We start from the raw sequence: 15,518 nt of genomic DNA on the forward strand, positions 1-15,518 counted from the left end.
CGGTCACCACTGGGCCCGATGCGTGGTGACCCGCCACGCCCAGCTGCGCTGCGCTCGCGGTCACCACTAAACTTCTTGCACGATGACAGTCCCCGACGGCTCGCCTGAACCGGCCGCTACTACCTTTGCCGACCTGCAGATTCACCCCTCGGTCATGCGGGCCATCGCCGACGTCGGTTACGAATCGCCGACCGCGATTCAGGCGGCGACGATCCCGGCCCTGCTGGCGGGCTCCGACGTCGTCGGGCTGGCGCAGACCGGCACCGGCAAGACGGCGGCGTTCGCGATCCCGATCCTGTCCAAGATCGACGTCAACAACAAGGCGACTCAGGCCCTGGTGCTGGCGCCCACTCGCGAGCTGGCGTTGCAGGTCGCCGAGGCATTCAGCCGGTACGGGGCCCACTTGAAGCAGATCAACGTGCTGCCGATCTACGGCGGGTCGTCCTACACCGTGCAACTGTCCGGTCTGAGACGCGGTGCACAGGTGGTGGTCGGCACCCCGGGCCGGGTCATCGACCACCTCGAGCGTGGGACGCTCGACCTGTCGCACGTGGACTACCTGGTGCTCGACGAGGCCGACGAGATGCTCACCATGGGCTTCGCCGAAGAGGTCGACCGCATCCTCTCCGAAACTCCGGAATACAAACAGGTGGCGCTGTTTTCGGCGACCATGCCGCCGGCCATCCGCAAGCTCACCACCAAGTACCTGCACGATCCGCTGGAAGTCACGACCAAATCGAAAACCACCACCGCGGAAAACATTTCGCAGCGCTACATCCAGGTGGCCGGACCCCGCAAGATGGACGCGCTGACCCGTGTCCTCGAAGTCGAGCCGTTCGAGGCGATGATCGTCTTCGTGCGCACCAAGCAGGCTACCGAGGAGGTCGCCGAAAAGCTGCGTGCCCGAGGGTTTTCCGCGGCCGCCATCAACGGCGACATCGCTCAGGCCCAGCGCGAGCGGACCATCGCCGCGCTCAAGGATGGAAGAATCGACATCCTGGTGGCCACCGATGTGGCGGCGCGCGGGCTCGACGTCGAGCGCATCTCGCACGTGCTCAACTACGACATCCCGCACGACACCGAGTCCTACGTCCACCGGATCGGACGCACCGGCCGGGCCGGACGTTCGGGAAACGCGCTGCTGTTCGTCTCCCCGCGCGAGCGCCACATGCTCAAGGCGATCGAAAAGGCGACCCGGCAAACGTTGACCGAGGTCGAATTGCCCAGCGTCGAGGATGTCAACGCGCAGCGGGTGGCGAAATTCGCCGATTCCATTACCGATACGCTCGGCGGTTCGGGAATCGAGTTGTTCCGCAGGCTGGTCGAGGACTATGAGCGCGAGCACGACGTCCCGATGGCCGACATTGCCGCGGCGCTGGCCCTGCAGTCGCGCGATGGCGAGGCGTTCCTGATGTCGCCCGAACCGCCGCCGCAGCGACGTGAGCGGCCCGAACGCAACACCGAGCATCGGGATCGCACGGACAAGCCAAGGCAGACAAGAGATTTCGCGACCTATCGAATTGCCGTGGGCAAGCGTCACAAGATCGGACCGGGGGCCATCGTCGGCGCTATCGCCAACGAGGGCGGACTGAACCGCAGCGATTTCGGCCACATCGCGATCGGACCGGACTTCTCGCTGGTGGAGCTGCCGCCAAAGCTTTCCCACGCGACGTTGAAAAAGCTTGAAAAGACCCGCATCTCGGGTGTGCTGATCGACCTGAAGCCGGACCGCTCGTCCGGCAAGTCCTCGGACAAGCCCCGGCGCGGTGGGCCCAAGCCGCGCAGAAAAGACGCTGGATGACCCTGTCCGACGAACGGGACACCCAAGGCGGACTCGAGCAGGTCTCACGCGTCGACCGGGTCGCCTCCCTGACCGGTGTCCGCGCGGTCGCCGCGATCCTGGTCGTCGGCACCCACGCCGCCTACACCACCGGCAAGTACACACACGGCTATTGGGGACTGGTCGGTGCCCGGATGGAGATCGGCGTGCCGATCTTCTTCGTGCTGTCCGGCTTTCTGCTGTTCCGTCCCTGGGTGAAGTCGGCTGTCAGCGGCGGGCCGCCACCCTCGGTGAGTCGGTATGCGCGGCACCGGGTTCGGCGCATCATGCCGGCCTACGTCGTCACGGTGCTGATCGCCTATGTGCTGTACCACTTTCGCGAAGCCGGACCGAACCCCGGGCATTCCTGGCTCGGATTGGTCCGCAACCTGACGTTGACGCAGATCTACACCGACGGCTACCTCGGCAAGTACCTGCATCAGGGTCTGACCCAAATGTGGAGCCTGGCGGTGGAGGCGTCCTTCTACGTCCTCCTGCCGTTCTTGGCGTACCTGCTGCTGGTGGTCATCTGCCGGCGAACCTGGCGCCCGCGGCTGCTCGTGGGCTCCTTGCTGGCGATGGCGTCGCTCAGCCCGGCCTGGGTGGCGCTGGTACACGTCGATCACTGGTTTCCCGACGGCGCCCGGCTCTGGCTGCCCACCTACCTGGCCTGGTTTCTGGGCGGCATGTTGCTGACGGTGTTGCAGGCGATGGGGGTGCGGTGCTTCGCGTTCGCCGCGATACCGCTGGCGGTCATCTGCTACTTCATCGTGGCCACGCCGATCGGGGGTGCGCCCACCACCTCGCCGGCGTCGGCGTGGGAGGCGGTGGTCAAGACCGTCTTCTACGCGGTGATCGCCACGCTCGCGGTGGCACCGCTGGCCCTGGGCGACGAGGGACTGTACTCGCGCTTACTCGCCAGCCGGCCGATGGTGTGGCTCGGTGAGATCTCCTACGAGATCTTCCTGATCCACCTGGTCACAATGGAATTCACGATGGTCTACATCGTCCGGGCCCACGTCTACACCGGGCCGATGCTGTACCTGTTCGTCGCGACGCTGGTGGTGACGATCCCGCTGGCCTGGCTGCTGCACCGATTCACCCGCGTGCCGGCTGAGTGACATTCCGTCTTAGATAGGTTACCCTAACCTAACTTCGATGTTGGGGAGCCTATGAGCGAACACAAGGCATCACGCGGCTGGACGGGCACGGTGCTCAAGCTGATGGGCGCCGGGGACTATCGGCTGACGGTCACCGGACGGCACCAGGTCGGCCGGCACTACCTGCAGCTGAACTTCGACGCCGGCGGAATGCTCGCCGCCCACCCGGTGCATCCGACGATGTGGATCCGCATGTGGTTCGCCTACGGTGACAAGCTGCACCAGCGCGGCTACACGTTGGTCGACCCCGACCCGGTCGCGGACACGGTGAGCATCGAATTCGCGCTGCACGACGGCGTCGCGTCGCAGTGGGCGCGCGCGGCCCAGCCCGGCGACACCATCGAGGCGACGGTGCTGGGCAGCAAGTTCGCCATTCCCGAACCGGCACCGGCCGGATACGTCATCGTCGGGGACAGCGCCTCACTGCCGGCCATCAACTCCTTGCTCGCCTCGATCGGCGACGCCCCGGCCCAGGTGTTCCTGGAGGCCGGCTACGACGACGACAAAGACCTGCCGGTGGTGGTCGGCCCCGACATCACCTGGGTGGACCGCAAGGACGCCGGTCAGGGCTTGCTGGAGGCGGTGCGGTCGGCGGCCTTTGACGCCGGTGACCACTTCGGCTGGGTGGCCTGCGACAACCGCACCACCCGCTCGATTGCCAAGACGTTGCGGGAGGACTTCGGAATCCCACGCAAATCCATTAAGGCGCAAGCCTATTGGGTGGCCTGATTACGAAGAGGGGGATGGCTGCCAGCTAGCGGCGGGCGCTTGCCGGGGCGATGATCGGGACGACAAATTCCTCGATCATCGCCCGCTCCTCGTCTTCGTCGCGGCCGGGATAGGTCAGCAGCGAGACGATCACCCGGACCGCCCAGCGGGCGCGGCGTTCGATGACGGCGGGATCGTCGGGCCCCAGCGAATGCAGAAACGCCGCCGCCAGGGCCGCGATCACGTCGGATTGTCCGGCCAACTCGCCGCCGACCGGCGGGCGGGTGGTGGCAAACCACGACGCGAGTGCGGGGCTCTCGCGAACCATCCGCAGCGTGACGAGGATGCTCACCACCAGCTTTTCGCGGGGGTGCTCGATGCCGCCGGTCCGCGCGATGATGTCGCGGCCCAGGCGGTGCGTCTCGCGGTGGATGTACGCGGTTCGCAGCGCCTCGCGGTTTTCGAAGTACCGGTACAGCGTCGCGCGCGAACAGCCTGCGGCCCTGGCAATCTCGTTCATGCCGATCGAATCCGAGTCGCGCGCGGTGTAGAGCTGCCCGGCTGCGTCGAGGATGCGGTCTACCGCCGCTTCGCTGCGGCTCGAGGCGAGCCAGTCGTTACCGGGCATCAGGACTTCACGGTGATCGGCACCGACACCGGACGCCGCACGTAGCTACCGCCGGCCCACACGACCGAATTCTCGTCGACGTCGAAGTCCGGGCAGCGGGCCAGCAGTTCGGTCAGCGCGACCCGGGATTGCATCCTGGCTGCCGCCGCACCCAGGCAGTGATGGGCGCCGTGGCTGAAGGTCAGGATGTTGCGCGGGCAGCGGGTGACGTCGAGCTCGCCGGCGTCCGGCCCGTATTGACGTTCGTCGCGGTTGGCAGACCCGTACAGCAGCAGCACCCGGCGATCGGCCGGGACCGTGGTGTCGCCGATCGTCACGTCGCGGGTGACCGTGCGCGCCAAACCCTGCGCCGGAGCGGTCAGCCGCAACAGCTCCTCGACCGCGTCGGCGATCAGTTCGGGCTTGTCCACCAACAACTCTCGCTGGTCGGGCCGCTGGTGCAGCAGCGGCATCGACCCGCCGAGCATCCCGGTCACCGTGTCGTTGCCGCCGGTGACCATCGTGAAGGTGAATGCCAGGATCGACAGCGTGCCGGAGATGTCTCCGTCGGCGCCGACTCCCGCGGCGACCAGGTGGGAGATGGTGTCGTCCTCCGGCTCGGTCCGGCGCCGCTCGATCAGCCCGGTGAAGTAGGCCATCATGGATCCGACCGCGTCGCCGACGGTCCCCAGCGCGCCCGCAACGCCGCCGTCGGCGGTGTTGGCCGCAACGATGGCCTGCGTCCAGCCGTCGAATTGGGCCCAATCCTCTTCGGGCACACCGAGATAATGCGCGACCACCATCGACGGCAGCGGTTTGAACAGCTCCGCGACGATGTCGCCGCCGCCGCGGGCGCGCAACCCCTCGATGCGCTCCACGACGAACTGGCGAACCTTTGGTTCCACCGCCTCGACCTGTCGGGGGGTGAACCCGCGCGACACCAGCTTGCGAAACTCGGTGTGTACGGGCGGATCTTGCATCACGAACGGCGGGTTATCTTGCAGCCCAATCATTTCCAGGTCGCCGTAGTTGACCGTCAGGCCCTGCGCCGAGGAGAACGTCTCGTGGTCGCGGGCCGCCGACCACACATCCGCGTGCCGGGACAGCACGTAGTAATCCTGCTCGGGATGCTTCGGCGGAACGACGTGGTGCACCGGATCGTGGTCGCGCAACGCGCGGTACATCGGCCACGGATTCGGCCAGGTGTCCGCATTGGCCAGCTCGAACATGACCGGTGGGTTGTGAGACATAACCGCAGTCATGTCTCATTCGTACGACAATGGCAGGCAGATGTCAACCGTCGGCCGCGCTCGAGTGTGCATCCAGGTCGACGTCGATGCACAAACACCGCCCTGAGCGCACACTCAACGGCCCAGGCAGAGGCGCGAGAAACTAGATCGCCGCGCCGGGGTTGAGGATCCCCAACGGGTCCAATGCCTGCTTGATGCGCTGAGTCAGCGCCATCACCTCCGGCCCGAGGTAGCCGTCCAGCCAGGGCCGCTTCAGCCGGCCCACCCCGTGCTCGCCGGTGATCGTGCCGCCCAATCCGACGGCCAGATCCATGATTTCGCCGAACGCGACCTGGGCGCGCTTCGCCATCGCGGGATCCGCAGGGTCGTACACGATCAGCGGATGCGTGTTGCCGTCGCCGGCGTGGGCGATCACCGAGATCATCAGGTCGCGTTCCGCGGCGATGCGCGCAATCCCGGTCACCAGCTTGCCCAGCGCCGGAAGCGGCACCCCGACGTCTTCGAGCAGCAGCGATCCCTTGGCCTCGACGGCCGGGATGCAGAACCGGCGCGCGGCGACGAACGCCTCGCCCTCGTCCGGGTCGTCGGTGGTGAAAACATCCGTTGCATTATTTTCGGCGAATATCGCCGCGATCAGTTCGGCGTCCTCACCGCTGGCGCGGCCGCGTTCATCGGAGCCGGCCACCAGCATCGCGGCGGCCCCGCGATCGAGGTCCATGCGCAGGATGTCCTCGACGGCATTGATCGCCACCGAATCCATGAACTCCAGCATTGCGGGCCGCAGCCGTGACGCGACCCCCAGCACCGCGTCGACAGCCGACTCGACCGAGGCGAAGCTGGCCACCACGACGCTCGACGTGTTCTGCGCGGGCAGCAGCCGCAGCGTCACTTCCGTGACGACGCCCAGCGTGCCTTCGCTGCCGACGAACAGCTTGGTCAGCGAAAGCCCCGCCACGTCCTTCAACCGAGGACCGCCCAGCCGCACCGCGGTGCCGTCGGCCAGCACCACCTGCATGCCCAGCACGTAATCGGTGGTAACGCCGTACTTCACGCAGCACAAGCCCCCGGCGTTGGTGGCGATATTGCCGCCGATGCTGCAGATTTCGTACGACGACGGGTCCGGCGGGTACCACAGGCCGTATCCGGCGACGGCCTTCTTCACCTCGGCGTTGAGCAGGCCGGGCTGGCATACCGCGGTCCGGGTGACCGGGTCGACGATGATGTCGCGCATCTTCTCCGTCGACAACACGATCCCGTCGGCCAGCGCCGTCGCCCCGCCCGATAAGCCGGTGCCGGCCCCCCGGGGCACGACGGGCACCCGGTGGGCGGTGGCCCAGCGCAGCACCTTCTGCACGTCTTCGGTGCAGCGCGGCCGGACCACGGCCAGCGGTGTGCCCGCCGACGGGTCGAAGGCGCGGTCGTGTCGGTAGCCGTCGGTGATGGTCGGGTCGGTGACCACCATCCCGTCCGGCAGGTCGGCGATCAGGCCGGCCAGCATGTCTGCATTGACTGTGGCGCTCACGTGCCGATTTTACGGCGCGGAATCCTCAGCAAACTCCGGCGCGCGATCGAGTTCGCGCAGCGACGGCAGCGCGCACGCGATCAGGCCGACCACAATGATGGGCACCGCCAACGTCAAAAACGTCACCCGCAGCCCGGCGGTATCGGCCAGGGGACCGGCCACCAGCAAGCCCAACGGGCCCGCGGCGTACATCAACCCCGTCATCACCCCGACCACTCGGCCGCGCAGCTGGTGCGGGGTCCGGGTCTGCATCACGTGGTTGTAGATCGGCTGAATGGGCCCGTAGACCAAGCCGGTCACCCCGCACAGCACCAGGATCACCGGCAACGGCGGTAGGAACGCGATGCCGACCGACGCGGCACCGAAGGTCAGGGTCGCGATCAGCAAGGCCGTGCGCCGTCGCACGTATTTCGACAGCACGGCATAGCCGAGCGCGCCCACCACACCGCCGACCCCGAGCGCCGCCAACGCCCAGCCCAGCTGCGCGGGTTGCTGACGGTCGCTGAAGTATTTGGGAAACAGCACGCTTTCCATCGGCAGATACAGCGCGGTGACGACCAGGTCGATCAAGCCGAGGGTCCGCAGCACCCGCAGGTTCCAGACAAATCGCAGGCCTTCGGCGACCCCGGACACCAGCCCGTCGGGCCGGGCCGTGTGGTGCGGCTTGCCGGTGCCCTCGAGTCGCAGCGCCCCAATTGCGATGAACGACAACCCAAAACAACCCGCGGTGATCCACATCGTGTTGACGCCGCCGACCGTGGCGATCATCAAACCGCCGATACCCGGGCCCACGATGTATGCGAGGTTGAGAATCGCTTCGTAAACGCTGTTGGTGCGGTCCAGCGACCAGTCGGCGCGGGCGGCGGCCTCGGGCAGCATCGACTGGCGTGCCGTCGTCCCGGCCGGGTCGAAAGCGGCCGAAAAGAATGCCAGCGCGGCCAGCTCGGCGACGTTGATCGCGTTGGCGCCGAATAGCCAGGCGATCAGCGGCACCGCCGCCACTGCCGTGCCGGACAGCGAATCGGACACCAGCGAAACAAGGCGGCGCCCGAAGAAGTCGACCGCGGTGCCGGCGACCAGCGTGGATCCCACCAGCGGCAGCGTCATGGCTACGGCCACGATCGACGCGTCGCCGGCGCTGCCCCGGTGCTGCAACGCCAGCCAGGGGAAAGCGACCAATGAAATGCCGGTACCCGCGGTCGCCACCAGCGTGGCGAACAGGATCAGAATTGCCGGACCGCGGCTGGAATGTGTCATAAATATCGCCGGGAGAATCTAACCGCAAAGCTTTCGCGGGAGCCACCGAATTTCGTGGTCACCAGCGGCTGAATGCAGGATGTTCATGTGCTTGTTCATCCGAATACCGGATTGGCATTCGATTCGCCGGTCGAGCCCGGCTCCGGATGGCCCGGCGATCCGGCCACACCGCTCACGCCGCGGGCCGCCGACGCGGCGCGGGTTCGGGCGCTGGCCGGTGCGGTCGGTTCGATTCCGGAATTGGACGCCGCGGTCAGCGTTTGTCGTGCCTGCCCGCGGCTGGTCACCTGGCGTGAGGATGTTGCGGTGGCCAAACGGCGGGCATTTGCCGACCAGCCGTATTGGGGGCGGCCGGTGCCGGGCTGGGGATCGCAGCGGCCGCGAATCTTCATCGTCGGGTTGGCGCCGGCCGCGCACGGCGCCAACCGGACCGGGCGGATGTTCACCGGCGACCGGTCCGGCGACCAGCTGTACGCCGCCCTGTACCGGGCCGGACTGGTGAACCAGCCGATCAGCGTGGACGCCGCAGACGGGTTGCAGACCAAGCAGATTCGGATCTCCGCGCCGGTGCGCTGTGCGCCGCCGGCCAATGCCCCGACCCCGGTCGAGCGGGACACCTGCTGGCCCTGGCTGGAAGCCGAATGGCGGTTGGTGTCCGAGCATGTCCGCACAGTCGTGGCCTTGGGCGGGTTCGGCTGGCAGATCGCGCTGCGGCTGCCGGGCGCTACCGCGGTGCGAGGAACGCCCAAGCCGCGGTTCGGCCATGGCGCCGTCGCGGAGTTGTCGTCGGGCGTGCGACTGCTGGGGTGCTACCACCCCAGCCAGCAAAACATGTTCACCGGTAGGCTCACTCCGGCAATGCTTGACGACATCTTTATTGAAGCCAAGAAGCTGGCAGGGATTAAGTGACCGAGGTATTGATTTCCGGGGCCAGCGTCGCCGGTACAACGTTGGCGTATTGGCTTGGACAGCATGGCTATTCGGTGACGGTCGTGGAGACGCACCAAGGGCTGCGCCCGGGCGGGCAGGCGATCGATGTGCGGGGTCCGGCGCTGACGGTGCTGGACCGCATGGGTCTGCTGGCCGCCGCCGCGGACCGCAAGACGGGCATTCGCGGCTCTTCGGTCGTCGACCGCGACGGCAACGAGCTGTCCCGCGACACCGAATCGACGCCCACCGGCGGTCCGATCGACAACCCCGACATCGAGCTGCTGCGCGACGACTTGGTCGAGTTGCTTTACCAGGCAACCCTGCCCGCGACCGAATACCTGTTCAACGACAGCGTCGCCACGGTGGTGAACCGCGGCACCGCCGTCGATGTGACCTTTGAACGTTCGCCCGCGCGCAGCTTCGACCTGCTGATCGGCGCCGACGGCCTGCACTCCAACGTGCGCCGACTGGTTTTCGGTCCCGAGGAGCGGTTCATCAAGCGGCTGGGGACACACGCCGCGATCTTCACCGTGCCCAACTTCCTGGATCTGGACTTCTGGCAGATGTGGCACTACGGGGACGCCACGATGGCCGGGGTCTACAGCGCCCGCAACAACACCGAGGCGCGCGCCATGTTGGGCTTCATGGACACCGAGTTGCGTATCGACTACCGCGACATCGAAGGGCAATTCGCCGAGGTGGAGCAGCGGATGTCCGGCGACGGCTGGGTGCGCCCGCAACTGCTGAAGTTCATGCGCGACGCGCCGGACTTCTACTTCGACGAGATGGCGCAGATCGTGATGGATCACTGGTCGATCGGCCGGGTGGCGCTGGTGGGCGACGCCGCCTACTGTTGCTCGCCGCTGTCGGGCCAGGGGACCAGTGTCGCGCTGCTGGGCGCCTACATCCTGGCCGGCGAGCTCAAGCGAGTCACCCAAGGCAACTGGGTCGACCACGGGGTCGGCTTTACCAACTACTTCAAGCGCTTTCACGGCTACACCGAACGCACCCAATTTCTGGCCACCGACAACATTCCCGGTGGTGCCCCGATATCGCAGGAGCAGTTCGAGGCGGTCGTGAATTCGATAACGCCAAGCAACTACTGACCGGGAACGAACACCGCGCCGAATGCGTTGAGGTCACCGTGCGTCTATCTGTCCTCGATCTCGTCCCGGTACGCACCGACCAGTCGACCGGCGACGCGCTGGCGGCCACCGTGGCGCTGGCGCAGACCGCCGACCGGCTGGGCTTTACCCGCTACTGGGTCGCCGAACACCACAACATGCCCTCGGTTGGCGCGACCAGCCCGCCGGTGCTGCTCGCCTATCTGGCCGCGCAGACGTCGCGCGTGCGACTGGGATCCGGCGGGGTCATGCTGCCCAACCACGCGCCGCTGGCCGTCGCCGAGCAGTTCGCCCTCTTGGAAGCCGCCGCCCCGGGCCGAATCGACCTGGGCATCGGCCGGGCGCCCGGCTCCGACCCGGTGACGTCCTACGCGTTGCGTGGCGCCCGCGACGATCGCGATATCGAGAACTTCCCCGAATACCTCGACGACGTGGCGGCATTGATGAGTGCGCGCGGCGTGCTGGTTCCGCTGCGCTCGGGCGATTACCGCCTCAAGGCCACCCCCGCCGCGGCCAGCGAACCACGCCTGTGGCTGCTGGGCTCGTCGATGTACTCGGCGCATTTGGCGGCGGCCAAGGGGCTGCCCTATGTATTCGCACATCACTTCTCCGGCAACGGAACCGAAGAGGCGCTCGAGGTCTACCGCACGCGATTTGTGCCGAGCACGTTGACCGCCGAGCCCGTGACGTTCCTGACGGTGAACGCCGCGGTGGCCGAAACACGAGACGAGGCAACGGCATTGATGCTGCCCAACTTGCAGATGATGGCACGGCTGCGAACCGGGCAGCCGCTGGGCCCGGTCCCGCTGGTGGAGGAAGCCCAAGTGGCGGAACTGACGGCGGCCCAACAGCACATCGTCGACAGCGGGCTAGAGCGCGCCGTCCTCGGTACGCCGGCCGAGGCTGCCGACCAGTTGCGTGCGCTGGCCGAGCAGTTCGGGGTCGACGAGGTGATGGTGAACCCGGTCGCGTCGGCCCACCGCGGCACCGACCCCGCCAGTGCACCGGGGCGGGTGGCGACGCTGGAGCTGCTGGCTAAGGAATTGTTCTAGCGCTCAGTCCGCCACGCCGGCCTGCTCGGGCGCTTTCGGATTTTGTTGCTGCACATGGCGGCTGATCCACTCCTCGAGCTCGGCCGGTGGCAATGGCGGAGTGTGCACGAACCCCTGGGTGATGGTGCAGCCGAATCGCTGCAGTGCGCTCAACGTGACCTCGTCTTCGACTCCCTCGGCCACCAGGTCGGCGCCCAGACTGTCCGCCAGCGCCACAGTGGACCGCACGATGGCGACCGATCGAGCGTCCTGAGCCAACCGTGAGACGAATATTCGGTCGAGTTTCAGCTCATCGACCGTGACATCCTGCAAGCGGGCCAGCGACGACCACCCGGTGCCGTAGTCGTCCAGCGAGATGCGAACGCCGAGGCGTTGCAGTTCGGCCACCGTATCGCGGGATCGCACCGAGTCGACCAGGGCGCCTTCGGTGATCTCGACGATCAGGGCGTCCGCGGGCAAGTTGTGAGTCTGCAGTAGCCATCCGATCGTGCCGACCAGTTCTAGATCAAGCAGATTCGACGTCGCCAGGTTCACCGCGACGGCTGAGGCGACGCCCTCGTCGCGCCAGGATCCGATCTGTTTGAGGGCGAGCGCGAGTGCCCGATTTGCCACCTTGCGCATCAGCCCGGCGCGTTCTGCGGCGGGCAGAAACTCCTCGGGCTGCAACATTCCGCGGCTGGGGTGGTTCCACCGCAGCAGCGCCTCAACGCTGTGCACACTGCCGTCTGCGTTGATCTTGGGCTGGTAGTACAACGTCGGCTCGTCGCCCTCTAGTAGCGCGGTGCGCAACTCCTCGATGAGGGTGGGCTCGTTTTCGCGATATACATCCAACGTCGCCTCATAGAAGGCGATCCTGCTCAGGGCGGATTTGGCGTTCGGCACAGCCGCTTCGGCGCGACTGAGCAATTCTTGCGGAAGCTCACAATGCTCGGGGCACAACGCAATAGCGACACATGGGTCCACTCCCAGAGTGATCGGACCCAACTCGAATGGTTCACGCAGGGCCTCGAGCACCAGGCCCGCCTGGGCGCGTGCGCCGGCGAGGTTTGCCCCCTTGGTCAGCAGGATCGCGAATTCGTCGTCACCCACTCGGGCCAGCAGGTCCTCACGTCGGAGGCTGTTCGCAAGCCGATTCGCGATGTGGCACAACAGCTCATCGCTGAGATGGCGATCGATTGAGTCGTTGATCTCGCGAAGCCCGCAGATATTCACCACTAACAGTGCGGTCTGTGACGGTGTCCTGGGTATCGAGTCCGACGCCGCAAACGCAACGCCGGGCAACGCGGTCAGGGCCGTCGCCAGTGACCGCCGGTTGGGCAGCGTGGTCAATTCGTCGGTCATAGCGTGCTGATAACTGTCGGCCTTCATGCTGACATCACGGAAGGTCAGCGAGAATCGCACGGCGACCGTGATCAGACTCAACCCGGCCAGAGCCGCTGCGAATCGCGAGTTTTGATCCCAGACGGCAACTGCCAGCGCCACCAGTGCCCACGCTACCGGCACGGCGTAGGTGTGAAGCCCACGTTTCATCGCGGTGGTCACCGATGACCCGGGCGCCCAGCTCGCCATTGCCAGCAGTAGCGACGATGCGGGCCATACGGCGTCGAGCGTGGTGCCAACCCGATACGAGTCCGCAGCGGTCTCGAAGAGATAGACCGCGTCTGCGAGGGCAAACCCGATCAAGCCGGCACTGAGCAGAACCCAGCGGAATTCGTTGCGCCAGCCAACTATTGGCAACATGCTCGCGGCCAGCGTCAACAGGACCAGGTCCCCCCACGGGTAGAGCAGGCCAACCAGCACGGTTTGGGGTGCGCGAGTCGCGGCCGCGTCCAAGGTTCCGGCCCGCACCGACACGGCCAGCGCGGCCATGGCCAAACCGCATACCAGGGGATCAAGCCGGATCGGTAGCGGTATCGAGAGCATGCGTGCCCGCATCAGCAACAGCAGCCCGACGTAGACAAGCGGATAGAACGCGAGGTACTCCGGGTCGGCCACCGAGGGGGAGTGTCCATCGGGCACCCGCAGGGCATAGACGACGTCACCGATGGCCGAAGATGCCATGCCGGCCGCGATCAGCAACCAGGCCAATCGATCGGCAGTGACGCGGTAGGCGCGTACGGCAATCAGCCCGGCCGCCAACAGGTTCAACCCCGCATACAGAGAATTGGTGACTGATACGTTTTTGGCATTGAGGCCGGAAATACTCGTCGCTGTGAAAATGATTACGCCAATTGCCAACAGCACCAACGCAATCCGGATCGGATTCGGTGGCCATCGGAGACCGTCGTCCGAATCCTGCGGTGGGTCGGGTGTCGTCTTGGCAGATTTTGGCGCTCTCCGCGCGCCGCGTGGCGGGCCGGACGCGCCCGCGGTGGCCGGGTAGCCCGAGGCGGCCGCCGAAATGGGCAGCCATTCCATAAGTTTGGCCGGCAAGTCCGACACCGGCGAGTCGGTCGACCGCGGGAACGTATAGGAGAACGGAATATCGGGCACAAAGCTACGGACGCATTGGCCGCCCTCGCGTTTGGCGGTGTACATGGCCAGGTCGGCGTGCCGGAGGAGCTGATCGACGGTGCACGTCGATGCGGCGGTGGACACCGTGAACCCGATGCTCGGCCGAACCGCGACGGGAACGCCGTCGATCACGATCGGCGCGCTGAACGCCTCGAGCACATCGTGCGCGGCCGCGTCCGTCTCCTCGACTGAACTCTCGAGCAGCACCGCGAATTCGTCACCGCCGAGGCGGGCAATGAAGCCGTCTTCGTGCAGCGCGGCCGTGAGCCGTCCGGCCACCCGGATAAGTAGCTCGTCGCCGGCGGGGTGTCCCAAGCCGTCGTTGACCGCTTTGAAGTTGTCGAGATCGAGGCATAACACCGCGATCGGCGCGCTGTCGCTTTGTCTGGCGGCGATGGCGTCTTCCAGTCGATGCAGGAAATGAGCCCGATTCGCCAGGCCGGTCAGGCTGTCCCGAAACGCTTCCCGCGCGACTTCGGCCAACAGGTCCTGGTTCTCGGTGAGCGCAATGAATTGCCGGACGAGCACCGCGCCCACGAGAATTCCCAGCAGGGCGGTCAACACTCCGTGCTGCGCACGGACTATTGCGCCAAATCCGACGACGGTGGCCAGCGACAGCGGCAGGTACGGCAACCACAGCAGGGCGCGCGACAACACCTCACTGCGCGTTGCTTCGGCGGGGGAGGATTCATTCACACTGGCCAAGGCGGCCAGCGCGATCATGCACAAGCCGGCCAGTCGCCCCAGGTCACCCAGATCACTGACGTGATAGCTGCCTATCCCGGTGTCGAACACCATCGTGATGTCGGCGACGCTGATCGTCGCGACTCCGCAGGCCGCCAGGCTGCGGCTCGGTCGCTCGCCGGGGCGACCCCGCGACAGCATCAGGATCGCGGTCGTCAAGAGGATGCCGTCGTTGACCACCTGCGCGACCGTCGCGGTCCGCGACCCCGTGGTGTCGCGCAGCTGCTTTTCCAGGACGAATACCCACGACACGACGAGCAGCGAGGTAACCAGGATCAGCCCGTCGAGCACCACCCGCCGCGAGCTGTGCGGAGAGAGGTTGGACAACAGCACCAGCGACGTCATGGCGCCGAATGGCCACAACAGCAGCACAATCTCGGCCGCGGCCGGGTGTGCGGCGTGATCGAGTTGTGAACGCACGTCGTAGAACGCCCAGATGAGTTCGCCGACCGCCCACCCCAACTGGGCCGTCACCATGGCCAGCCAGCCGAATCTGCGACGCCCGTCGGCGAAGCGCGCCGCGCGCAGGCCACACGCCGCACCGAAAAGCAGACTCACCGCCAACGCGATTTCGTCGACCGGCCGGGTCGCGTAGATGCCTTCCCAGTCCCGGATGGAGGCGATGATGATCATCACCCCGGCGACGCCGTATCCGGCAACGACGACCCGACCCACGCGTGCGGACAGCCCGAATCGCTGCCACGGGATCCCCGTCCAGCGCTTCATTGCTGCTCCAGCCGATCTGTCCCCCGGCGGTGAACGCATGAAGGCTTCACCACTGCTAGGGCAGAATAAACGTCCCAGGTGCGTTACCTCGTGCTTTTGTGCAGC

Annotated in this window: 11 protein-coding genes; 6 read left to right on the plus strand and 5 right to left on the minus strand. The window is 66.5% G+C overall.

The genetic code is table 11. The features are described from left to right. Positions 1-82: 82 nt before the first annotated feature. The 3 genes from LMQ14_RS07010 to LMQ14_RS07020 are packed head-to-tail and all read left to right on the plus strand — an operon-like array spanning position 83 to position 3,708. The gene (locus LMQ14_RS07010; RefSeq protein ID WP_267734052.1) at positions 83-1,801 is read left to right on the plus strand and encodes a DEAD/DEAH box helicase; all 1,719 of its coding nucleotides are present in this window, start codon (positions 83-85) and stop codon (positions 1,799-1,801) included. After that, positions 1,798-2,940 carry an acyltransferase family protein gene (locus LMQ14_RS07015; RefSeq protein ID WP_267734053.1) on the plus strand — a complete coding sequence of 381 codons (1,143 nt, stop codon included), beginning with the start codon at positions 1,798-1,800 and terminating at the stop codon, positions 2,938-2,940. The genes LMQ14_RS07010 and LMQ14_RS07015 overlap by 4 nt, the downstream gene beginning before the upstream one ends. A 51-nt stretch (positions 2,941-2,991) precedes the next feature. Next, positions 2,992-3,708 (plus strand): siderophore-interacting protein, encoded by a 717-nt coding sequence (locus LMQ14_RS07020; RefSeq protein WP_267734054.1) that lies wholly within the window; start codon positions 2,992-2,994, stop codon positions 3,706-3,708. 25 nt (positions 3,709-3,733) lie between these two features. Here LMQ14_RS07020 and LMQ14_RS07025 read toward each other — a convergent pair whose 3' ends face one another. From LMQ14_RS07025 to LMQ14_RS07040, 4 genes are all read right to left on the minus strand, one after another. After that, the gene (locus tag LMQ14_RS07025; protein WP_267734055.1) at positions 3,734-4,315 is read right to left on the minus strand and encodes a TetR/AcrR family transcriptional regulator; all 582 of its coding nucleotides are present in this window, start codon (positions 4,313-4,315) and stop codon (positions 3,734-3,736) included. Next, positions 4,315-5,556: a cytochrome P450 gene (locus tag LMQ14_RS07030; protein ID WP_267734056.1), complete on the minus strand. Its 1,242-nt coding sequence runs from the start codon at positions 5,554-5,556 to the stop codon at positions 4,315-4,317. The genes LMQ14_RS07025 and LMQ14_RS07030 overlap by 1 nt, the downstream gene beginning before the upstream one ends. A gap of 130 nt (positions 5,557-5,686) precedes the next feature. Next, positions 5,687-7,042 (minus strand): FAD-binding oxidoreductase, encoded by a 1,356-nt coding sequence (locus LMQ14_RS07035; protein WP_267735394.1) that lies wholly within the window; start codon positions 7,040-7,042, stop codon positions 5,687-5,689. 33 nt (positions 7,043-7,075) lie between these two features. Then, on the minus strand, positions 7,076-8,323 hold the full coding sequence (locus LMQ14_RS07040; protein ID WP_267734057.1) for an MFS transporter: 1,248 nt from the start codon (positions 8,321-8,323) through the stop codon (positions 7,076-7,078). A gap of 72 nt (positions 8,324-8,395) precedes the next feature. On the opposite strand from LMQ14_RS07040, the gene LMQ14_RS07045 reads away from it, so the two are divergent. The 3 genes from LMQ14_RS07045 to LMQ14_RS07055 are packed head-to-tail and all read left to right on the plus strand — an operon-like array spanning position 8,396 to position 11,429. Next, entirely contained in the window at positions 8,396-9,232 is an 837-nt protein-coding gene (locus LMQ14_RS07045) for a uracil-DNA glycosylase (protein ID WP_267734058.1), read from the plus strand. After that, positions 9,229-10,359 carry an FAD-binding protein gene (locus tag LMQ14_RS07050; RefSeq protein WP_267734059.1) on the plus strand — a complete coding sequence of 377 codons (1,131 nt, stop codon included), beginning with the start codon at positions 9,229-9,231 and terminating at the stop codon, positions 10,357-10,359. Before LMQ14_RS07045 ends, LMQ14_RS07050 begins: the two co-directional genes overlap by 4 nt. 38 nt (positions 10,360-10,397) lie before the next feature. Further along, complete coding sequence (locus tag LMQ14_RS07055; RefSeq protein ID WP_267734060.1) at positions 10,398-11,429, plus strand: LLM class flavin-dependent oxidoreductase; 1,032 nt, start codon at positions 10,398-10,400, stop codon at positions 11,427-11,429. Between the two features lie 3 nt (positions 11,430-11,432). Here LMQ14_RS07055 and LMQ14_RS07060 read toward each other — a convergent pair whose 3' ends face one another. Then, entirely contained in the window at positions 11,433-15,413 is a 3,981-nt protein-coding gene (locus LMQ14_RS07060; protein WP_267734061.1) for a bifunctional diguanylate cyclase/phosphodiesterase, read from the minus strand. Between the last annotated feature and the right edge of the window lie 105 nt (positions 15,414-15,518).

The sequence above is a fragment of the Mycobacterium sp. Aquia_213 genome, assembly GCF_026625985.1.
In the GTDB taxonomy this organism is placed as follows: domain Bacteria; phylum Actinomycetota; class Actinomycetes; order Mycobacteriales; family Mycobacteriaceae; genus Mycobacterium.

Coding starts and splice junctions, on each gene's coding strand:
- LMQ14_RS07010 (WP_267734052.1), top strand. CDS start 83: ATGACAGTCCCCGACGGCTCGCCTGAACCGGCCGCTACTACCTTTGCC.
- LMQ14_RS07015 (WP_267734053.1), top strand. CDS start 1,798: ATGACCCTGTCCGACGAACGGGACACCCAAGGCGGACTCGAGCAGGTC.
- LMQ14_RS07020 (WP_267734054.1), top strand. CDS start 2,992: ATGAGCGAACACAAGGCATCACGCGGCTGGACGGGCACGGTGCTCAAG.
- LMQ14_RS07025 (WP_267734055.1), bottom strand. CDS start 4,315: ATGCCCGGTAACGACTGGCTCGCCTCGAGCCGCAGCGAAGCGGCGGTA.
- LMQ14_RS07030 (WP_267734056.1), bottom strand. CDS start 5,556: ATGACTGCGGTTATGTCTCACAACCCACCGGTCATGTTCGAGCTGGCC.
- LMQ14_RS07035 (WP_267735394.1), bottom strand. CDS start 7,042: ATGCTGGCCGGCCTGATCGCCGACCTGCCGGACGGGATGGTGGTCACC.
- LMQ14_RS07040 (WP_267734057.1), bottom strand. CDS start 8,323: ATGACACATTCCAGCCGCGGTCCGGCAATTCTGATCCTGTTCGCCACG.
- LMQ14_RS07045 (WP_267734058.1), top strand. CDS start 8,396: ATGCAGGATGTTCATGTGCTTGTTCATCCGAATACCGGATTGGCATTC.
- LMQ14_RS07060 (WP_267734061.1), bottom strand. CDS start 15,413: ATGAAGCGCTGGACGGGGATCCCGTGGCAGCGATTCGGGCTGTCCGCA.